The sequence below is a fragment of the Neolewinella persica DSM 23188 genome (assembly GCF_000373105.1).
In the GTDB taxonomy this organism is placed as follows: Bacteria; Bacteroidota; Bacteroidia; order Chitinophagales; family Saprospiraceae; genus Neolewinella; species Neolewinella persica.
This window is the reverse complement of the sequence record NZ_KB890433.1, coordinates 19,762-40,761: the sequence shown is the minus strand read 5'-3', so window position 1 is coordinate 40,761 and position 21,000 is coordinate 19,762. Positions and strand designations below refer to the sequence as shown.

The window sequence follows — 21,000 nt, the reverse complement described above, 5'->3', positions numbered from 1 at the left end:
GGCACTGAGGAAGCACAGAGTTGCCGCTGTTGGAATGATTACTAATTAATGATCGCTGAATCCTGACAGCTGTATCCTAAACCCTAATCACTGCGTACTAAATGCTGAACACTAAATCCTCCCTCTATTGGTGGTGTCAATTCCTCGGCTGGGGGTCATTGATTCCGTATTGGCTGCACTTTGAGCAGCCGGTTAATGGTTCTTACCTGATACCGGTATTGTTCCTTATCGGGCAAGTGATTTCACAAATCATCGTTACTGATGGTTATCGCCGACTTGCCCATCGGTTCGGTTGGGTTCGGTTGTCTGCCAAGCAGCTGGTCCCCGTAGTTCTGGTAGCCTGGTTCCTGCTGGTCGGTCAATATCAACTTATGGGATACTTCGTTTTTCACCTACGGTATGATGGGGTTTACAACTGGGACATCTTCTTCGGTGCGATGGCCGGCGGATTACGGTACCATGCCATCTGGTTACTTGGCTTTCATGGGTATCATTTTGCCCGCCAGTCGGCCCGGGCCGAGGCCGCCGCTGCGCGCGGCGCTAAGTTGGCCGTCGAGGCCCAGTTGGCCAAGTTGAACGCAGAGCTGAATCCGCATTTCCTATTCAATGCCCTCAACGGTATTAAGGCATTGACCCGGGAGGATACCGCCCGTTCCCGTCAGGCCATTGATCGGCTGGCGGAGTTACTTCGATATTCCCTCCGGCAAAGTGAGCGGGAGGTGGTCCCCCTTTGCGAGGAAATACATATCACCCAGGAATACGTTGCGTTGGAACAGATGCGGCTGGAAGAACGGTTACAGGTCAACTGGTACATTGAGCCGGGAACTGAAGCTTGCCGGCTCCCACCATTGAGCCTACATACTTTAGTAGAGAATGGCATTAAGCACGGCATCAACCAGTTAGAAGCCGGCGGAGCTATATCCGTCCGCATCAATTCGAACAACGACTATTGGGTCCTCACCGTAACTAACGATGGAGACTATCGCCCCACCACTGCCTCTGGGTCCGGACTTAAGCACCTGCGTCAGCGCCTCCTCTTACAATATGAAGCGAACGATCTGCTTCATCTTACAGCCTCTACCAACGGCCGTCATCAAACTACTGCCACCCTAAAAATCCCGATCGCCCAATGACAGACCTAAGTTGCGTTATCGTCGATGATGAACGGCTGGCGCGGGTAGAGCTAACCTCCCTGCTTACGGAGATCGGCGGTTGCCGCATTATAGGTGAGAGCGGCACCGCAAGGGCCGCCATCCCGCTAATCGATTCCCTGCGCCCCGACCTCCTGTTTCTCGATATCAATATGCCCGGCACTAACGGATTTGAGTTGCTTTCCCAGCTCAATTACTGCCCGCTGGTCGTTTTCGTCACCGCCTACGACCAATACGCCATCAAGGCCTTTGAAGTGCATGCCCTGGATTATCTGATGAAACCCGTTCGCTCACAGCGGCTGGCGGCTACGCTAACTTTGGTCCGCGAACGATTATCCGTGCGTGCTACCCCACTCCACCAGCTCTTTTTACCAGACAAGGACGGTGGCGGCAAATTCCTATCACTAGAAAACGTGCACCTAATCCGTACTTATGATCATTACCTGAGGTTGTATCACTCCGCCGGAAGTGATATGATTCACCAAAGCCTGTCCGCCTTTGCAAAGAAGCTGGACACCACCTTCTTCCAGATCAATCGATCGGAGATTGTTCGCCTGGAGGCCGTTCAAAACATCGGTAAATTGAGCCGGGGCCGGTATGCGCTGACGCTACCAGGTGGGGAGGTGGTTACTGTTTCGGAAAGCAGGGGAAGGGTCTGGCGGAAGATGTTTGATTAAGTCGTAGCAAGCACTTGCGCTCCCCCACCCATTACCTTTTTTCTCCGCGCTTCTCCGCCTCTCCCTCTACTCCGCGCGAAAACTTACCCTTCATTCTCGCGCGGAGAAGCGGAGAGGCGGAGGAGCGCGGAGTTACCGTCGGTGACAAGGTTGGTAAGTCAGTTTCTACTTCTTACAGACCAATACATACACTCCATGTAGGGTGGTTAAAATTTGAATTTCAGCCCGCCCTAAGTCGCCTCTCCCCTAACCCCTCTCCCCCGGAGAGGGGAACTAAGCTACGCTGCGGCTACCGCCTTACTGGATCTGATCAATTGGCTTAAACTGTAGTTATTACTTGAGTTTGAGGCCCTGTAATATCTTCCATTTTACCTAAAAAACCTATGCTTGGGTCATCCCTCTCCGGGGGAGAGGCGACTTTAAGAGTACAGAGACAAGATTTTAATTACCCTACACCCAATAATTTACCGCTGGTTTGTAAAACAATGTAAATGTCTGTCTACCCCACCTACTTTTAGTCCGCGCTCGGGATTACAGTACCTAGTTTAGCGCTTCATCTTCCCAATTCAGTAACATGCTCCTACATATCAAGCACTTCTTCATTCTGTTATTAATCTTCGGAATTACCGGCTGTACCGCGCAGGTTGAAAAGGAGGCCCCAAATAAGAAAACAGAAGATCCAAAAGCCACCGTCCCCTGGCGGGCCTTAAAAAACCAGCACGATCACGATCCGTATTTCACGGAGAATACTGACTTAATAACAAAGACTGCGCCTGCAACAATTACCCGAAATGTTTTGCAAACGAAGGACGGAAAAGTATGGCTGGCGACCTGGAATGGAATTGTCTGCTATGACGGGACAGCCTTTACCAACTACACGAATAAAGCGGGGTTGCGGCGTCACCGTGTATTCACCCTGTTGGAAGATAAGCGTGATGATCTTTGGTTCGGCACCATTGGTGCCGGCGTTTATCGCTACAACGGATCAGACTTCACCAACTTCACGACCGACAATGGCCTGGCGAGTAATATGGTGGAATGCATAATGGAGGACAAGGCTGGTAATCTTTGGTTTGGCACGCACGGTGGAGTGAGCCGCTACGATGGGACCATGTTCCAAAACTTCACCAGTGCTGACGGACTGCCGGACAACGAAATACATTCCATTGCACAGGACCAATCCGGAAAAATATGGGTCGCCTCCACTGGTGGGCTAAGTTACCTTGATGGTCAGTCATTCCTCCCCCTCAGGAAGGCCGATGGACAACCATTCAGTAACGTCCGGAACATCCTGCCGCTTAAGTCCGGTGAACTCTGGTTCGGCGGTAGCGACGGCCTGATCCGCTACGACGGCAGCACCTTCACTACCCTACTGGAAGACTTCGTCGGCTACCTTTACGAAGACCGCGCCGGAGACATCTGGGTCAGCGTAATTATGGCTCCAGGGAGTGAAAAAACCGGGCTTTATCGATTTGCGGCCAATTCTGCCCCCCTACCGTTTACCAAGGATAATTTCACCCAGATTCTTCAGGTAAACTCCATGGTTTTTGGAATTACGGAAGACACAGCGGGGAATATCTGGTTTGGAACCGTAGAAGGCGTGTGTCAGTATGACGGGGAGGGGTTTGAGTGGTTTCGGGAGGGCTGATATGGGATAAGCGATATGGGATATTTGACAGGTTATTTACCCGTAGTCCCTAAGGGCGAGGTCTTCCAGCGAGTGAAGGTGGCTTTCGGGCCTTCATTGTGGCCGGTTATCTTTACATCTTCGCCCGCCAAAACCTGGATAAATTCAGGGCGTCCAGGGAGTAGCCAGACTAATAGCCTATTTCATTTGAATCCTCTGCCCAGATGGCGTGACTGGACCATGAGGGAACACTGAAGTTTACTACATTGTGAATAATCTCAGCAGAAACTAAAAAACCGATGACGATTTACGATAAATACATTCTTCCAAAAGTAGTTGACTATGCTTGTAAGCAAAGTCCTAATATGCAACAACGAATGAAAGTAATTACATTAGCTACCGGGAATGTTTTAGAAATTGGAATTGGTTCAGGACTAAACCTGCCTCTCTATAACAATGAAAATGTAAAGCACCTAACCGCCATCGATCCATCAATAGAAATGTGGGACAAAAACGTAATCGACACGAATAACCTATCATTTGATTTTGACTTCGTAAAGGCATATGCCGAAAACATTCCCGAGGAAGACAACAGCTTTGATTCAGTTGTTATTACCTATGCACTTTGTACCATCCCTGATACGAGTAAGGCCCTTGAAGAAGTACGAAGAGTTTTAAAAACTAAAGGGAAATTGATATTTTGTGAACACGGAAAGGCACCTGACAAGGCCGTTCAAAAATGGCAGAATGTGATTAATCCACTTTGGAAACGCCTTGGGGGCGGTTGTAACCTGAATAAAGATATTCAGTTGATCATTGAAGAGAATGGGTTCAAAATGGATAACCTTGAAAAAAGGTACATACCAGGTTGGAAACCTGCAAGTTTCAATTACTGGGGTGTAGCTAAACCCAATTAAAGCATATTAGGGTGTCTTAGACATAATCCTCTCCAACTTCCCACTTATCCTGAAGCCGCTCCAGTTCTTTAAGTTCCAACCTATCTAATTCCGACAAATCCTGTAGTGGTGGGAGCTGGACCTTCTGCCGTCGGCGAAGATTATTCATTTCCTTTTCGATTTCTTCTTCCTCCCAATTATCGGAAGGCCCGTCCGCCGTTGGCAGTCCATAAGCTGAAACATAGAGCACCCCCAGGACCATGAAGAGCACGGGGATCGGTAACCTTAACCAAAAGCTTACACTGGTAAGGTAAAGACTCAGCATAAGCAGTACCACTGCGGCGACAGAAAAGATAATTACGCACTGAAAAAAGGCCAATTTGGCGTATACTTTTTTCTTGGCTTGTTGGCGTAGTTCCGCTTCCATGGTTGGTGCTTAATTGGTGGTTGGGGTTAAACTCAATGTATCGCACCGTCGCCGAATTGGCAAGATCAATCGACGGATTGGTAGAGATTTTGGATTGAGGAGGCCAAAACAGTTCTGGTCGAAAGCAGCGAGTTAAGCCGGGACCATCAGCGACTATCCGGCTGGAAGATGGGTAGAGTACTTGACTGCTTGTCCAGGCGGCATAGACTACTTTATATTAGCAACCTTTTCTTTTTGCCCCGCCGGTCTTGGGGAGGGCGGCTTGTTGGGAAGTGGGAGTATATTGTGGGGGTATACACATTGCGCTGATAGGATTGTTTACGTAATACGTATATAAGCTTGGTTAGTAGGCAACAAAAACAGGCCGGCTTATATTTTCGCTCATGATTCATAATTAATTTAAAATCAGCACTCTAGTTTTTTAGAGTTACACTAACTTTTTGAGAACTTTGAACTAGCTTTTAAATATTAAAAATGGTCTTGTCTAAAATATTATGTTTGCTTACAGTTTCTATGTCGATGACAAATACCACTCAATGTACAAATATTGATGTTGGACGAGTATATTACTTGGAACTTGAGTATGAAGGTGATAAATATTACTCTCTATACGGAAATTATGCGATGATAGATGAATCTTTGTGTATTCACTTTAGTGAAAATAGGGAGTCTCTAAGTTTGAATAGTTCTGAAATTATGGATCTCATAGCTAAAGAAAAATTGCCAATCTACAGTAAAATAACTTCGATTCATTTTGAAAATGAAGCAAAAAGACTACCAACTCTTCTATTTCGCTTGGACAACCGAAACATAGTCTCACCTAGCTATTTTGATTTAAACAAGCTAGAATTTACTAAGTTAATCGGTGAAGGTTCTCCTGGTGAAGTTTTCTCTGAGGAATTGTTAAGTGAAAATTACGACTGGTATAATAAAATTAAGATAGAGTTACTATTTTCAGTATACGATGGTGGGATTTGCGACTATAATTTTTACGGCAACGATCAATTTTACGATAAAGAGGAATTACAATTATGGGCAGGACAACTTGAAAAAATACTGAATAAAAATGACGATAACAGCTATGATGAATTTAAGGCTTTGACGAGAGAATTGTACGAATCTAGATTATTTTATGTAGGTTGGTGTCAATCATAGTTGAAACGACTGTAAATTTTCAGATTACTAATTTTGAAGTTTCGTATTAATCGTATTACCGTTATTATTCTCAAAGTATCTACTCTTTTTATTTTGGTTATAAATGTATCTGGCATCTACGGACAATATCTCTGTATCAGGAATTCAACTTTTGTTGCACCTAGTTCTGGACTATTAATCACCGCTAATCCAACCATAAACTCTGAGGTAAAAGGTAGATTTTTTTTAGCCGGTACGCGGGTGCCGGCGGAGGCTTTGAGTTGAAAGTCGGTGTTTTCTTGGTGACCGAGCTCCAGTGTCAGGCGCATGAACTACTTTAGAATTCGGATGTGCTTGCTGATGCTGGCCGGCGCCCAACCGGACCCCATCATATACTGCTTAAAGTCAGTGTTATAGTTCAGTTGCAAGTCGTCGAAGGAAATATCTTCCTTCTGGGTAATGGCGGCGTAGCCGCGCAGACGCTTTAAGTGGGACTTATACTGTTTAACGGTGTTCTTCGCGATACAGGGTGGAAGTGGTCTCGGATGGAATCGAACCATCATCGCAGGCTTCGGAAACCTGTATACTATCCGTTGTACTACGAGACCGGATTTATGTCGCTAACGCTGAACCAGATGGATAGGTTGCATCAGAAGCGGGGCAAAAGTAGCCTAAGGTTCTGACGTGTGCAAGTGGTTCAGGTTGCAAGTTTCAAGTTGTAGGTTACAAGTTGTTGCAGGTGACAGGTTCCACCACCAAAAACGGGGCCTATCCTGCAACCTGCAACTTGATACTTGCAACTTGATACCTGCAACTTGATACCTGCAACTTGATACCTGCCTAATTCTCATACGGCCTAGACCCCGAACTCCGAATATTCACCAGTTTCTTCAACAGGTCAAACCAGAACGGTGCGCCCATACTTATGGCCAGGGCGGTAAGGATAAAGCCCAGCAACTTGGACATCAGGTCATAGGCTTCCATGTCCCGCATAGACACCCCTTCCCAGCCAAGGCCAAGAGGACGCTTAATTTCAGCGATCTCATTGTTGAGCAGCCCCTTTAAGTCCTCCAGCGAAGTGCGGAAGTCCTGATCCGATGCGTCTTCTCCCGAATAGAGGTAAGTGGCCGGTACGGGCTCCGCAGGCTGATAACCGCCGCCCGGTGCCGGGGCGGCATCGGTGGTTGGCGCAGCCGACATATTCGCCGTATCCACCGGTGCCGGTCCGCCGCCCGAAGGGACGGCCACGGGCGGTGTTTGCACCTGCGGCCCCGCCTGATTCTTAATCGGACCTGCCTGGTCCCGCGCTTGCACGTACCGTTCAGCAGCGTCCGCCAGTTGCTCAAGTGTCTCAGGATCATTGCTCAGCCGGTCGTAGAGCGCCACCACGTCGGCGTTAAACAATACGGCAATGCCAAGCCCCATGAGCAATAATATTTTCTGGGTGTAACGTTTGTACCAGCCAGCCGCACGGTCCATCACGTTGTTGTACCAGTTCTGGACTTCCAACCGGAATAAATCCCGCTGCCCCCCACTTTCACGCAGTAACTGAGACAACACATTTTTCAAATCCTCGTCCGGAAGTGTTTTGATCTTCTCCTCCAGGTTGTCGATCGGTTCCCCCTTCAGAATCACATCGAGAAGGATGCTCTGAAAGGTCTCCGCACTCATGTAACTCGGAGCCGAGAAGCCTTTCTGCTCCCGTCCGTACTGTTGCGTCAGGTGACGGTACATGCTATTTTGCTGAAAAGCATCGACCAGCACCTCGTTCTTATCCGAACTGGCCAACATGTTCCGCAATGCCTTCACCAGGTTACGGCCACGCAGGCTAAACACCGAAGACAACAACTCCATCATCGTGGTCGCCAACAAACTAAGCAGCAACAACACGAAAATGATACCGATTACGATCGTCAAAATTTGCATGTGGGCAAGATAGTTTATTTCGGGGAGTTCGCTGCGCTCACGTTGCAGGGTCGCTTCGCTCACGTTGCAGGGTCGCTTCGCTCCGGTTGCAAGGGTTGCAGGTGTTACAGGTTGTAAATTACAAAGCGAGCTGCCTGGTGCGGTAGCTGCAACGCGCCGCAGGCGCACTGCAACAAGGAGCGCAAGCGACTGCCTGCAACAAGATGCGAAGCGTCCTTATTTAATCTTAAACGCCTTCTTAACCTTATCCACGTAGTCAAGTTTCTCCCAGGTAAACGTTTCCACGTTCATCGTTTTGGTTTTACCCGAACCGTCGGTAAAGGTCAGCTTCTTCTTTTCAGAAGGACGTCCCATGTGGCCATAAGCTGCCGTTTCCGAGTAGATCGGCTTACGGAGTTTCAGGCGGGTTTCAATGGCGTAAGGGCGCATATCGAAGATCTGCATCACCTTCTTGGCAATCTGTGCATCGGTCATTTTCACCTTGGCGGAGCCGTTGGTATTGACGTAAATATTGGTTGGCTTCGCTACGCCAATGGCGTAACTTACCTGAACCAGGATCTCGCCGGCTACACCAGCTGCAACTAGGTTCTTAGCAATATGGCGGGTGGCGTAGGCAGCACTCCGATCCACTTTACTGGGGTCTTTACCCGAAAAAGCACCACCACCGTGGGCGCCTTTACCACCGTAGGTGTCTACGATGATCTTACGACCGGTCAGCCCAGTATCGCCGTGCGGTCCGCCAATCACGAACTTGCCGGTTGGGTTTACGTGGTAGGTGATGTCTTTGGTAAAAAGCTTCTGGAGATTCTTCTTCAGGCTTTTCTTCACTTTGGGGATCACCAGTCCGATCACTTCTTCTTTGATCTTGGCCAGCATTTTCTTGTCGCTGTCAAAGTCATCGTGCTGCGTGGAAACCACGATCGAGTCAATCCGAATGGGTTGGTGGTTATCATCGTATTCTATGGTTACCTGGCTCTTTGAGTCCGGGCGCAGGTACTTCATCTGCTTACCGGCCTTGCGGACTGCAGCGAGTTCCTGCAGGATACGGTGGCTCAAATCGAGGGCTAAGGGCATGTAATTGTCCGTCTCATCGGTGGCATAGCCGAACATCATGCCCTGGTCTCCGGCACCCTGATCTTCTTTCTTTACCCGCTCAACGCCCTGGTTAATATCGGGGCTTTGCTCGTGAATGGCAGATAACACACCGCAGCTGTTGGCTTCGAACATGTACTCCGACTTGGTGTACCCAATCCGCTCGATCACGTCTCGTGCCAATTGCTGGACATCGAGGTAGGTTTTCGATTTAACTTCTCCGGCGAGGATGACCTGTCCGGTCGTCACCATGGTTTCGCAAGCTACTTTGGAAGAAGGGTCAAAAGCCAGGAAATGATCAACAAGATTATCGCTGATTTGATCGGCAACTTTATCTGGGTGGCCTTCGGAAACTGACTCCGAAGTAAAGAGATATGGCATATAGTTTTCTTTTGGAGACGCGAAGGTAGGGAAAACCGCAAGTAGTCTTTCAGTCAAATGATCAAATAGTCTCTTTAGCACTTATTTTGAGTAGGCGCGGTCGCAGGTGCAAAGGGAAGGAGGTAAAGAGCAGCGTCCGAAACTGCCGTTCAAATGCCCTATCTTTGCGGGTCCCAAAAACGTTTTCACGGCACTTATGGCTTCTCCTCCGCAGCCCTTTCTGATTTCTGGCGTTCTTCAGCATTACGACTGGGGAGGGTACGATTATATCGCCAGTTTGTTGGGCAGGCAAAATCCTGACCGCAAGCCCACTGCGGAATTGTGGCTGGGCGCTCATCCCAAGGGAGCCGCTCAAATCATAGACTCCCCACTAAACCTGGCAGAAGCCATCGCCGCCGACCCCGAAGGGATGCTCGGTGAAGACGTAGCCAAACGGTTCAACAACCAGCTTCCGTTTCTTTTTAAGGTGCTTGATGTACGGGAAATGTTATCCATTCAGGTTCATCCCACCAAAGCCGCCGCAGAAACGGGGTTTGCCCGGGAGGAAGCTGCTGGAATTGACCGCATGGCCCCTAACCGCAATTACCGGGACGACAATCACAAGCCCGAACTGGGCGTTGCCCTGACCGATTTCTACCTTCTCCATGGGTTTAAATCTAAAAAAGACATACAACGTCTGCTGCGCGTCATTCCCGGCTGGGATGTCCTGATTCCTATCCTCAGAAAGCAAGGCGTTGCCGGTCTTTACGAACACGTTATGTCCGCCGATCAGCAAACTGTTAACGAGTTGGCGCAGGGGGCGGTCGACAGCCTGGGCCCTAAATCCGAAGACGGTAAAGAAGGCTTGGCATACTGGACGCATCGTGCGATTGAGAAGTACAGCAAAGGCAAATACCACGACCGGGGAATTTTCAGCATTTGGTGGATGAACATCGTACACCTCCATCCCGGAGAAGCCATTTTCCAGGATGCCGGCATCCCTCATGCTTACCTGGAAGGTGTTTGCCTCGAAGTGATGGCCAACAGCGACAATGTCCTTAGAGGCGGCCTGACACCCAAGTATATTGATGTGGAAGAGCTGCTGGCCCACACCGTTACCCGTCCGGTGAAACCCGCTCTTTTACTCCCGAACATTAGCACCGACAACTGGGAGCGATACCCCACCCCATCTCCGGATTTCGCCCTTTACCGGGCAGCCTTACGCATCGGTGAAGACCTTGAAATTGACACCACTGAAGGAGGGCCGCTGATCCTGTTCTTGCTTGAGGGGAAATTGGTCAGCCCTTCCATCACCTTGACGAAACGCAGGCGGGCGGCATTTATACCGGCCGGACAAATAATAAATTTCCTTGCTTACGAAAAAGGGACCGTTGTTTACCGTGCAGGTATCGGCGTTCGCGATGCCTCCACATTAACCGGATCCGTAGGCGGACACCATATTTCTGACCGATGATATAATATTTTTTTTGTAGCCTCCATTATGAACCTAGCGCCTTCGGGCGTAGTTCCCATATTCTCACCAGCATAATCTCAGGGTGTTTACCTTTGTCTTAACCTCAACACCATGGCCAAAACAACTCCCAACATCTGGACCCCTCTGCTTTTTGCTGCGACCCTGGCCATCGGCCTGTTCATCGGCTTCCGCCTGCAAAGCAATGCCCCGCTCATCATGAGCGGCACCGAATCGACGTCCGGCGGCCGGGTGGAAGAGTTATTGCGCTTCATTGAGGCCCGCTACGTCGACGATGCCGACAGCGAAAACTTGCACGAAGTAGCCATCCGTGCCGTCCTCAACGAACTTGACCCCCACAGCAGTTATATCCCTGCGGATGAACTGCTGGCTCTGACCGAGTCAATGGAAGGTAACTTCGAAGGCATCGGTATCGAATTTTTGGTTGTTGACGACACCATTACCGTCGTCTCCGCCTTATCAGGAGGCCCAAGTGCGAATGCTGGTGTGCAGCCCGGCGACCAGGTCATCATGGTCGAGGACAGTGTCGTTACCGGCGTTGAAAAATTCGGAATTGACCCCGCCAGCCTGATGCGCGGTGCCAGCGATTCGGATGTAAACATCACTGTGCGTCGGCCCGGTGAAAAAGAAACCATTGGCTTCACCATCACGCGGGCACCGATCCCGGTTTTCAGCGTAGACGCCGCTTATAACCTGAATGAAAACACCTCCTACGTAAAGATCAATCGCTTCAGTGCCACCACTTATGATGAGTTCGTAAAGGCACTGGAGGTCAATATGGAGAAAGGTGGTACCAGAAACCTGGTGATTGACCTGCGGGACAACCCCGGAGGCTACCTCCAGCAAGCCACCAAAATTCTCAGTCAGCTTTTCCCGCAAAAAGGACAGTTGCTGGTCTATACCGAAGGTCGGAATTCCCGCCGCGTCGAGTATAAAACCAACGGCCGGGCCTTTTACAACATCCAAAACGTTGCCGTATTGATCGACGAAGGTTCCGCCAGTGCCAGTGAAATCGTAGCGGGAGCGGTACAGGATCGTGACCGGGGCATTGTTGTTGGTCGTCGCAGCTTTGGTAAGGGGCTCGTTCAGGAACAATATCCACTCAGCGATGGCTCCGCCCTTCGCCTGACGGTGGCCAGGTACTACACCCCTTCAGGTCGGAGTATCCAGCGCTCTTACGAGGATGGCGAAGATGCCTACCGTAATGACCTTGGCCGGCGGTACAACAGTGGAGAACTGACCGGCGGCACCGAGGCGGTTCAGGACAGCGCCAACGTTTATTACACCAACAGCGGTCACGCCGTTTTTGGCGGAGGCGGCATTACCCCCGATTATTTCGTTCCGATTGATACGTCCCTGAACAACCAGACTTTCCTCCGGCTGCGGCAACAAATCCCGGCCTACCTGTTCACTTACATCCGGCAACATCCCGAAGTGAAGAATTACCAGACGATCAAGGATTACCTTACAAACTTCGAGGTTAACCTCGACGATATCTTACCAGAGTTGACTCGTCGGACGTTGGAAGTCTACGAAGATGGTCTCGGCCAACTTCCTGCCCGGCTACGCCCGGAGTTGGCCCTGTTCTTCCGCGCGCGCTTAGCGCGCCAGTTGTTCGACAACTCTGCCTTTTTTCAGGTGATTAATGAAGAGGATCCCATCGTACTCGAAGTACTTCGTCTGATGCAGGCGGCGGATCCGATGGCGGCTGCAAGAAAATAGACTGGCGCTTCGCGCCTTCGGTAGATGAAACCTCACTGCGCTCCTTTTCTCGGTAGTCGGGCTTCGCCCTTAGTGGGTAGGTTACAGCATACGCCAACTCTCTCCGCTCGTTTCTGATTGACCAAAGGGGTTTACGAGCACAGCGAGCACCCAAATGCGGTACCACTATTCACTCCATGTACTACCCACTACTCCTAATCTTTACAAGCGTAGCGAGCGCCTCCCTGCGGTGGTAATACCCACTAAATACTGCATACTATTTACTATCAACTATTATTCCGCAGCAAGAATAGTCTTAGTAATCCATTCATTAGGCTCCATATCAATGGTCAGGTTGATGCGTTCCTGATCACTGCCATTCACGATACGATGCGGATCAGTCAGCCGGAGGTACCAGCATTCTCCGGGCTGCATGGGCACCAATTCATTATTCAGGTAGAACGCCACCTTGTCGTTGGTCACGATGGGAACCGTAAGCCGGATCACTGATTTGTGCACCTCGAGGCCCAGCGTAGGATCCGTATGTTCTTTAACGACCGCCCCCGGAGCTAAGCGAAGCAGCCGCACCAGGGTAACACGGGTTTTGGCCTTAAAGACATCGACTACACTGCTGAGGTAAGGAGATTTTTTCAGCGAGGAAGTATCCAGCCATTCGGTCCAGGTGCCGTCGGCATAATCTTCCGCCGGCGGCGGAAAAGGAATGGAGGGATCAATCTCATGCGCGGGGGAGCGCAGCGGCATTACGTCGTAATAAAGAAAATTGTGGGGCCGAAGCACTTCGATCTCGGCCTGCATTTTGGCAACGTCAAAGTTGAAAGGCAATTGAATTCTATCGTTGCGGGTAGCGGTGGTTGGCGACATGGGTAAATAATCGGTGGAAGAATTAGGTCCGAAAGTTAGGGAATCATCGGCGAATTTTTATCCGCTGCGCTCGAGGAACAGGGGATACAGGGTCGCTACGCTCCGGTTGCAGGGGGTGCGTGGCTGGCTGATAAAATCGCCTTGTTTCACGAACGAAGTGAGCGCTGCCCCATGCGGTAGCTGCAAGGCGCCGCAGGCGCTCTGCAACGGGAGCAAAGCGACCTCTGCAACGGCGCGAAGCGACAATCAGTCCAGTCCCTTCACGGCCTGAATCTTAATCCGGGGCACCGCCAGGCGAGTGCTCAATGGCCGTCGGCAAAGGCTGTAACCGTCTTTGACGGGCAGGCAAACCTCCACCCTTACTGGTAAAGTTTGCATGTTACGATCATCGACCAGGTTCAGTGGCCAGGTTCTTTCGGTTTCCAGCACCACCGTCATGGATGCGCGGAATGCGTCAAAAGTAGCATTAACCAACGTCAGGTCCATGGGAGATTCAGGATATCCGGCCGTAATTTCCGTTACCTCGAATTTCCCGTTCGGATCCAGCGGATTCTCCCGATCATTTACATTAAGCGTCAGGTACCAGCGGAAAGCGTACTGCCCGTTGTTCTTACGCTGTAATTCGAACCGGGCCCCGGCAATATCTACCAGCGGATGGGTAGAAGTTGGTATCCTGTTACTTACCGGGATGCGCAGATCGGGTAAGTTAGCCCTCGCAGGAAGCACCAATTCGTAGTATAAAGGCACTTCTGCGATCGCGCCGGGATGTTCTGGAAGAAAGAGTTCGGGGGAAGTATTCCCATCTATGGAAAAGGAAAGGCCGGCGGGTCCGGAAGCCGTTACCTGTAAGGAAGGTGTTCCCCGATAAGCGCCGCCTCTGACGTTATCGATTCGCCAACCGGCGCCAGCCATGCCGGCTGGCAACCCTGCAACGTTTACCGAATGCCGGTGAGCTCCGCCTTCACGCAGCGGTGCTCGTTTCCCCTCCGCAGCTATCACGGGCGTATAGCGAAAATAAGCCTCGATGTCTGCCGGAGTAGGCAGCGATGCGAATAAGCCGTTACGCTGGTAAGGGCCGGCAAAATCGGTGTAAACGATCGTCTCCCAGTCTGTACCTGAAAAATTATTGTCGTTTGTCCTTTGACGATTTAAGCCAGCATTAAGTTTGCCGGCCAGGGGAACGGCCACGTTCACGCCCAGGGTCTGTTCCGCCCGGGTAACCTCCGTAGCGTCGGTGAGGTGCTTAACCATTACACCTTCAAATTGGGTCAGGTAGTATGCCCGCCCGATATAATCCGGGTGGTCCTGGTAAAACCGCCAAAGGGTGGCCATCAACTCTGTAGTACGGGCGTCGTTGGCGGCAAGGATTTCTCCCAACGGACTGACGAAGCTTCCGGCAAGGGCCATCACCGTACTGTTGCGACGGGCATCCGTGTCCAGGGCCGCCGAAAAGGCAACGTAGGGCGGTTTCAAACCGGCATCGAGGGACGCCTTAAGGTAACCGCTACAGTTTTTAGTCAACAAAAAGGCATCGAATCCCGGTCTGGGAGCCGGCATCAATTCAATCCCGTCTGCTTTATTGAATAACAGCTGATCGGCACGGTAGTGAATGACATCAAGTGGAAAAGTAGTTTCTTCGTCGGTAAATATGTAACTAAGCAGGTTCCCTCCGTTGATGTCGGCACGCTCCACGCGGGTACGCAGGTCCCGCTTACCCAGAAAACGATCAATGGTGGGTGGTGTATAATCTCTTTTACCGCTTGGCTTGGTAAAGCCACAAAAGTCATAGTGCCGCTGAAAAACGTTTTGCAGGGCATTGCCCAGCGTTGTCCTGCCATAAGCACGTTCTGGTGGCCACACGGGCTCATCAGAACGCTTGTTGCGACGTTGCGCATCAAGCGAGGAGGTAAGCATCAATAAAATAAGCAGAAAAAAGAAGGTGGGTTGAAACGGTTTCATATGGGGCTGAGATAACATAACTAAAGAAATCTAATGTTTAGCCAGCCCGGTCTATTGTTTCACCAAGACAGTTTTTGAATACCTGCCCACGCTTTACCATTATCTTAACACCTTACGATGCGTACCGAGGGCTATTTGCAGCACAGTTGGTGCTTAGCGGCAACTCTGATAAAGACCCTATGATGGCGCAAAGTAGCCAAGTGAACCACCTACCCAGGTTTTTCCCTTGTTATAGCGCACACCAATCATTTCACCTTTGGAGAGCCTTACGAGGTTGTTCAACAAAATTGGTTTTTCAGCATCATCGGGCCAGACATACATCATCCTCACCTCGGTTCGGGCGGGACCATCGAGGGTCTCGATTAGATCTGCGTACCTGACTTTCTTTTGTAGAATAAAGTGCTCGGGCTGTTCGATGGCGGCGATTTTCTCCGCCGTCGGGTGAAGGTCTACCCCCTCACCGGCAAAGCTGTACAGGGGTTTCAGCACGTAGGATTCCAGGTCTTCGGGCAATTCCGTCACCTCGTGCAGGAACCGGGTATCTGGTACGTATGGGCTGTCGATAAACGGAAGGGTAAACTTACTCAGCAAAAAGAACCAGTTGGGATGGCCGGCCCACTCTACCTCCGCCTGCTCAATCATGTTGAAGGTACGTTTGAGGTCAGGGCGGGATTTCAACTCATCAAAAATGACCCGATTGTAGATCCGGTGCACCGGGGTGCGTTTGCCATTCAGGTCGTAGAAGAGTTTCCCGTCTTCCAGCTCAACGTCGCTGATACAGACTTCAGCAATACCAAGTTCGGCGCAGCAAACGATGAAGTCAACGCGGGTAGTCTGCCCCGTTGGGTCTACTTCCAGCAAAATGACGTTCTCCGGAGCATGGTCGCCCAGGATGCAACGCCCCAGCAGGTCGAGGTATTCTTCCTCTGACTTGCCGCCGAAGCGACAGGAATAATCTTCAGGAATGGGGTAAAACTTCCGGTAGCTTTTGTCGAGCAGGTACTGGAAGAAATACAGAGACGGGAAGCCCTGAGCTTCGATTAACTGAGGAACAACCTCTCCGTTCTCATCCTCACACATGCCAAAATCGAACTGCATAAAAAGCGGTCGGTCATTTTGTCCCGGCACGTTTTCTCCGGGAGGAATGGCTGCTTTAGACCGTTCTGCGAAATCAGGCTGCAGCACAACCTTCAGCACATCGTCGCAGGCAGCATGGAGCCGATCGCTCACCTTTTTGGGAATAAAAATGGGCGTTTCAGCTACGTGAAATTTAGGGTCATGCTGGTACTGGTCTTTCATCCAGGCACGCATGTCCTGATAATTGGCTTCGGTAAAGGTATCGTTGAAGCGGCGGCGAATTTCTTTTATCATAGTGGGTAATCTGTTCACAAAACCCACACAAGATTGGTTTGTTTGGCCAGAGTTAGTAAAATACGGTGACGGCAGGTTTTTTGAGTTTAAATCTTCAGATTCTGGGAATAAAAGCACCTAAATAGCTTTTGGGGGCGCGGCCGCAGGTGCAAAGAAAGGTTAAGGCTCATCCGGACTTTTACAGGTAATACAGGGTACTTCCCAATGAAAACGAGCACAAGAACGGAGCAACCTATCTCCTACGAGGTATCCCATCTCCATCCATATCCTGCTGAAAGACCTGCTCCAACAAGGCGAATAAGCGGGGGTGATTGTCAGCAAAGGCTTCCGGGCGGTTGAAGAAATATTCGGCGATAACGGCAAAAAACTCAGCCTTGTTGGTCGTGGCATAGTCATCGATGTCCGATTCCCCGCGTTCAATGGCTTCCATTTCCGATCGGACCATCTCGAGCCATGGGACGACGTAGGCGTTCTTCATGAAGTACGCCGGGATACCATTCGTATCCCCATCGGCCTTGTCCAGCAAATGGACGAATTCATGGATGCCCGTGTTTCCGCGGCCAGCTTGCAGAAATCCCTGCCGGAGGGAAGGTTTGGACAAAAGCAGCTTTCCGTTCATAAAGCCTCCACCGACCATACCAGCCACCCTGCGATCAGCGCCCTCCGTGGCAAAGTCTCCCTGCCTGAAGTGTGTTTTGTAGAGCAATACCTCATTCAGTTTCGGGTATTGGTTCCACTGCGGGAACCCGAAAGTGGGAATGACGCCGCTGGCGGCCACAAAGACCCTATCTACCTCATTAACTTCAGTTTCTATACCGGTGATCTTTACCCGCTGCAATAACAATTGCATTCGCCCTTCGAACCTTTGACGTTCGGCGGGCTCAAGTGCCTGGTAGAAGGCAACGTTCTCCAGGAGAATATTTCTCCACTCCTGCTTAAATTCTGGCAGCGGCGGCAGAGCGCGTGGCTTAAAAATGAAGTACAGGAGGATGCCCAGAACAGCAATGACTACTAGCGCGGAGATCAGGAAGGTTGAGGACATGAAAAAAATTGAGCTTGGTGGAGGACAAGGTAGGTGTAAAGGAAGGAATGATGTTTTTTGGGGTTTCCGGAACCTGACGAAGCAGCGTTTTTGTCTCCGATACCTGTCGGGCTGACGATTAGCAAGAGTTATAACCAAACCATAAAAATTTGGGGTGCCGTTAACTTACGACTGGTAGCGTTTGCGGGTGCTCAGCACCATGTGATCCCCCCAAACCACTTCGTAATGAATGGATAGAATGTAAGCCGGCACACCGTGCGCTGCTTTTCAACCTTCCCTGCACCTGCGACCGCGCCTGACCTTGATGCTCCGGGTTCACAACCACCACTTACCACAATAACCCCATCAAAAAAATGGTTACTTTTGCGCTCCCAATCGGGAAGTACTGGCGGGTTATCCAGCCGTTGCTTCAACTGACTGAACCGATGAACTGAATGAATAATATGAATAGTTTTAAGCACCTCTTGTTCCTCGTCCTTATAATGGCTGCCGCTGGGCTTTCAGCGCAAAAGGACAGTGATGTTCTCTTTACTGTGGCGGACAAACCAGTGACGGTGGGAGAGTTTAAATATATTTTCGGCAAAACTAACGGTGACGAATCCGGCTACAACGAAGAAAGCGTTCGCGAATACCTGGAGCTTTACGAAAGATTTAAGCTCAAGGTAGCCCGGGCAAAAGCCATGGGCCTCGACACCATTACTGCCTTGCAAAACGAGCTGGAAGGCTACCGCCGGCAGTTGGCCGACAACTACCTGATTGATCGGCAGGTAACTGATCGCTTAGTGGAAGAACTTTACCAGCGCACACAAAAGGATATCGAGTTTTCGCACATCCTTCTTAAGTTTAGGGGCAACCCCTCCCCGGCCGACACCGCGGCACTGTTCAACGAGGCTAAAGCCATCAAAGCTCGTCTCACTGCCAGCAACTTCGCCGACGAGGCAAAAAAGAACAGCCAGGACAACTTCAGCGCACCCAAAGGTGGTAAGATCGGTTACATCACCGCCCCTTTCCCCAAAGGAATGCATCGGCTGGAAACTGCCCTGTACCGGGCAAAAGTGAATGAAGTAGTTGGTCCGGTACAAACAGAACTCGGTTACCACCTGGCCATTAAATCGGCCGAGCGCCCAGCGCGCGGCGAAGTAGAGATCGCCCACATTTTGATCCGTAAACCAGAGGGAACAAAGACCGGTTCGATGCCAATCCCGGCCCAACTCCAAAGCGCACAAAAAATGCTGAACAATGGCGATGACTTCGCCAAGGTAGCCGCCAGAATCAGCGAGGACGGAAAAACCAAAGACAATGCTGGTTACCTCGGCTTTATTGGAATCAACCGGTACGAACCAGCCTTTGAGAACGCTGCCTTTGGCCTTACTAAAGACGGGCAGGTAAGCGAGATCATCGAATCCAGTGTGGGTTTTCACCTTATCCGGCGTATTTCCGCCAAAGGAATACAACCGCTGGACGATATACGCCCTCTTTTGGAAACGAAAGTTAAGGCCGATGGCCGCTTCGAAGACGCAAAAAAGCAGATGCTCAAAGACATCAGAGTCAAGGCGAACGTACAAGAAAACAAAGCGGTCTTTGGCCGTTATGCCGCTGAGTTGGTAGATTCCACCTTTCTTTCCTTCCGTTGGAAGCCGGCCAAAACCGGCGTCACTACGCCTTTATTGGCCGTTGGTGACGACTATAAGGTAGGCCTGGACCAGTTCCAGGAATACTTACGCAAAAACAGTCGCCAACGGGTAAGTATGGGGCGAAACAGTAATGCATCTACCGTTGCCAGTAATTTATACGACACCTGGATCGACGAACAGTTGATGGCTTATGCGGAAAGCCGCCTGGAAGTCGACTTCCCGGAGTTTGCTGCCTTGATGCGGGAGTACCGGGAAGGAATCCTGTTGTTCGAAGCTACTAAAATTGAAGTTTGGGACAAGGCCAGTGAAGACACCACCGGCTTGAAGCAATTCTTCGCTATGCACCGCGATGACTACAAGTGGGAGGAACGGGCCACCGTTACCCGCTACGTGGTAAGGGCCAATTCCGGCGCCGACATCAACGAAGTTTACGCCTACGCGGCGGACCATGATATGGACGCTACGCTGGACAAATTCGGTCGGGCCAACATAGACGCCTCCTCCGATGAGTTCGAACTCAACCGGTTGAGTGAAATCGGCAACCTGACGCCTAAAGCGGGCAGCCGCACTCCGGTGTCCAATGATATGCGTAAGGGAGTAGCCACTTTCTCTAAAGTGGAAGCACTCCTTCCCGCCCGTCAAAAGGAATTGCGGGAAGCCCGGGGTTACGTAATTGCAGACTACCAGGACCAACTCGAACGCGAGTGGGTCGAAGAACTGCGCAAGCAGTTTCCAGTAAAAATCAACAAGAAAGTACTCGCTAAATTGATTAAATCTTGATGAATTTGTTCCGGGTAGCAACGGCTGCCCTGCTACTGCTGACTTTTGCTCGTTGCAGCGAGCCGGATACCAACGCCGATGATCCGATCCTCGCCAGGGTACACCAAAAGGTACTCCGCCTTTCGGAGCTTGACGGCATGTTTCCGCCTGACGCAACGGCTGAAGACAGCTCGCTGATCAAAGGAGCCTTCGTGCGCCGCTGGAGCCGGGAAACCGTCTTGGAGTGGGAAGCGGAACGTAATCTTCCGTCGGACATGAACATCGACCGACTGGTAAGAGACTACCGGGCCAGCCTGGTCAGTAGTCATTACGAGGAAGTATTGGTGAGCCTGCGACTCGACAGCACGATCACCCAGGCGGAACTGGAAGCTTACTACGAAGAGAGTAAGGGACAGTACCTGTTGGAAAGGCCGATTGTCCGTTGTTTATTCATCCGGGTACCCTACCCTACGCAGGACGAAGAACAGCTGCAGCAACTATGGAATAATGGTAAGATCACCGATTCCATGGCATTGGAAAACTACTGCGAGCGCTTTGCGGAGGTCTCGCTACTGGATCCAACACCATGGTACAGTCTCGATGATATTGCCAAGCAGCTACCGGAAGGAACCCTGACGGCGGCTAACGTGAATTCCAAGCGGGAGTTCAGCCAGCAAGATGGTAGTTTTCGCTACTATTTCCGCTTGTTGGAGCTAAAGCCGAGACTGGAGATTGCTCCACTCAGCTACGTGGAAGACCAGGCCCGAAAAGTCATCCTCCACAGCCGCAAACGGCAGGTTATCGAAGAAGCTCGTGAAGAGATTTTCGAACGGGAACTGCGCCGAAATAATATTGAAACGTTTTAGACTG

17 protein-coding genes and 1 tRNA gene are annotated in these 21,000 nt (G+C 50.6%); 9 read left to right on the top strand and 9 right to left on the bottom strand.

Going from position 1 to position 21,000, the window contains the following annotated elements:
- Positions 1–101 precede the first annotated feature (101 nt).
- The 4 genes from B036_RS32095 (at position 102) to B036_RS0113605 (ending at position 4,372) form a co-directional block, all read left to right on the top strand.
- The gene (locus B036_RS32095; protein WP_026231969.1) at positions 102–1,133 is read left to right on the top strand and encodes a sensor histidine kinase; all 1,032 of its coding nucleotides are present in this window, start codon (positions 102–104) and stop codon (positions 1,131–1,133) included.
- Entirely contained in the window at positions 1,130–1,828 is a 699-nt protein-coding gene (locus B036_RS0113615; RefSeq protein ID WP_020569274.1) for a LytR/AlgR family response regulator transcription factor, read from the top strand. The genes B036_RS32095 and B036_RS0113615 overlap by 4 nt, the downstream gene beginning before the upstream one ends.
- A gap of 574 nt (positions 1,829–2,402) precedes the next feature.
- Positions 2,403–3,476 (top strand): ligand-binding sensor domain-containing protein, encoded by a 1,074-nt coding sequence (locus B036_RS29310; RefSeq protein WP_020569273.1) that lies wholly within the window; start codon positions 2,403–2,405, stop codon positions 3,474–3,476.
- Between the two features lie 278 nt (positions 3,477–3,754).
- Positions 3,755–4,372 (top strand): class I SAM-dependent methyltransferase, encoded by a 618-nt coding sequence (locus B036_RS0113605; protein ID WP_020569272.1) that lies wholly within the window; start codon positions 3,755–3,757, stop codon positions 4,370–4,372.
- Between the two features lie 16 nt (positions 4,373–4,388).
- On the opposite strand, the gene B036_RS0113600 is transcribed toward B036_RS0113605, so the two are convergent.
- Positions 4,389–4,778 (bottom strand): 2TM domain-containing protein, encoded by a 390-nt coding sequence (locus B036_RS0113600; protein WP_020569271.1) that lies wholly within the window; start codon positions 4,776–4,778, stop codon positions 4,389–4,391.
- 480 nt (positions 4,779–5,258) lie between these two features.
- Between B036_RS0113600 and B036_RS0113595 the strand changes: the two genes are divergently transcribed.
- Positions 5,259–5,933 (top strand): hypothetical protein, encoded by a 675-nt coding sequence (locus B036_RS0113595; RefSeq protein WP_157472155.1) that lies wholly within the window; start codon positions 5,259–5,261, stop codon positions 5,931–5,933.
- Positions 5,934–6,244: 311 nt separating this feature from the next.
- Here the strand turns inward: B036_RS0113595 and B036_RS34560 are convergent, their stop codons facing one another.
- From B036_RS34560 to metK, 4 genes are all read right to left on the bottom strand, one after another.
- Positions 6,245–6,472, bottom strand: a complete 228-nt coding sequence (locus B036_RS34560; protein WP_169435063.1) for a phage integrase SAM-like domain-containing protein — start codon at positions 6,470–6,472, stop codon at positions 6,245–6,247.
- Positions 6,449–6,520, bottom strand: a tRNA-Arg gene (locus B036_RS0113580). The genes B036_RS34560 and B036_RS0113580 overlap by 24 nt, the downstream gene beginning before the upstream one ends.
- Positions 6,521–6,752: 232 nt before the next feature.
- The gene (locus tag B036_RS32090; RefSeq protein ID WP_020569269.1) at positions 6,753–7,838 is read right to left on the bottom strand and encodes a hypothetical protein; all 1,086 of its coding nucleotides are present in this window, start codon (positions 7,836–7,838) and stop codon (positions 6,753–6,755) included.
- A 216-nt stretch (positions 7,839–8,054) separates the two neighbouring features.
- Entirely contained in the window at positions 8,055–9,311 is a 1,257-nt protein-coding gene (gene metK / locus B036_RS0113570; protein ID WP_020569268.1) for a methionine adenosyltransferase, read from the bottom strand.
- A gap of 196 nt (positions 9,312–9,507) precedes the next feature.
- On the opposite strand from metK, the gene manA reads away from it, so the two are divergent.
- Positions 9,508–10,764, top strand: coding sequence for a mannose-6-phosphate isomerase, class I (manA, locus tag B036_RS29300; RefSeq protein WP_052333958.1), 1,257 nt, complete (start codon positions 9,508–9,510; stop codon positions 10,762–10,764).
- A 111-nt stretch (positions 10,765–10,875) separates the two neighbouring features.
- Positions 10,876–12,504 carry a S41 family peptidase gene (locus B036_RS0113560; protein ID WP_020569266.1) on the top strand — a complete coding sequence of 543 codons (1,629 nt, stop codon included), beginning with the start codon at positions 10,876–10,878 and terminating at the stop codon, positions 12,502–12,504.
- 273 nt (positions 12,505–12,777) lie between these two features.
- Here the strand turns inward: B036_RS0113560 and B036_RS0113555 are convergent, their stop codons facing one another.
- From B036_RS0113555 to B036_RS0113540, 4 genes are all read right to left on the bottom strand, one after another.
- Complete coding sequence (locus B036_RS0113555) at positions 12,778–13,365, bottom strand: aspartyl/asparaginyl beta-hydroxylase domain-containing protein (RefSeq protein WP_020569265.1); 588 nt, start codon at positions 13,363–13,365, stop codon at positions 12,778–12,780.
- Positions 13,366–13,611: 246 nt separating this feature from the next.
- A complete protein-coding gene (locus B036_RS0113550) occupies positions 13,612–15,324 on the bottom strand; it encodes a hypothetical protein (RefSeq protein WP_020569264.1) in 1,713 nt (570 codons plus the stop codon).
- A 177-nt stretch (positions 15,325–15,501) separates the two neighbouring features.
- A complete protein-coding gene (locus B036_RS0113545; protein WP_020569263.1) occupies positions 15,502–16,695 on the bottom strand; it encodes a hypothetical protein in 1,194 nt (397 codons plus the stop codon).
- 232 nt (positions 16,696–16,927) lie between these two features.
- Positions 16,928–17,737: a M90 family metallopeptidase gene (locus tag B036_RS0113540; protein WP_020569262.1), complete on the bottom strand. Its 810-nt coding sequence runs from the start codon at positions 17,735–17,737 to the stop codon at positions 16,928–16,930.
- A 434-nt stretch (positions 17,738–18,171) separates the two neighbouring features.
- Here B036_RS0113540 and B036_RS0113535 point away from each other — a divergent pair, with 434 nt between their 5' ends.
- Together B036_RS0113535 and B036_RS0113530 are read left to right on the top strand one after the other, a co-directional pair.
- Positions 18,172–20,151: a peptidylprolyl isomerase gene (locus B036_RS0113535; protein ID WP_026231966.1), complete on the top strand. Its 1,980-nt coding sequence runs from the start codon at positions 18,172–18,174 to the stop codon at positions 20,149–20,151.
- Complete coding sequence (locus tag B036_RS0113530; protein WP_020569260.1) at positions 20,151–20,996, top strand: peptidylprolyl isomerase; 846 nt, start codon at positions 20,151–20,153, stop codon at positions 20,994–20,996. Before B036_RS0113535 ends, B036_RS0113530 begins: the two co-directional genes overlap by 1 nt.
- Positions 20,997–21,000 lie beyond the last annotated feature (4 nt).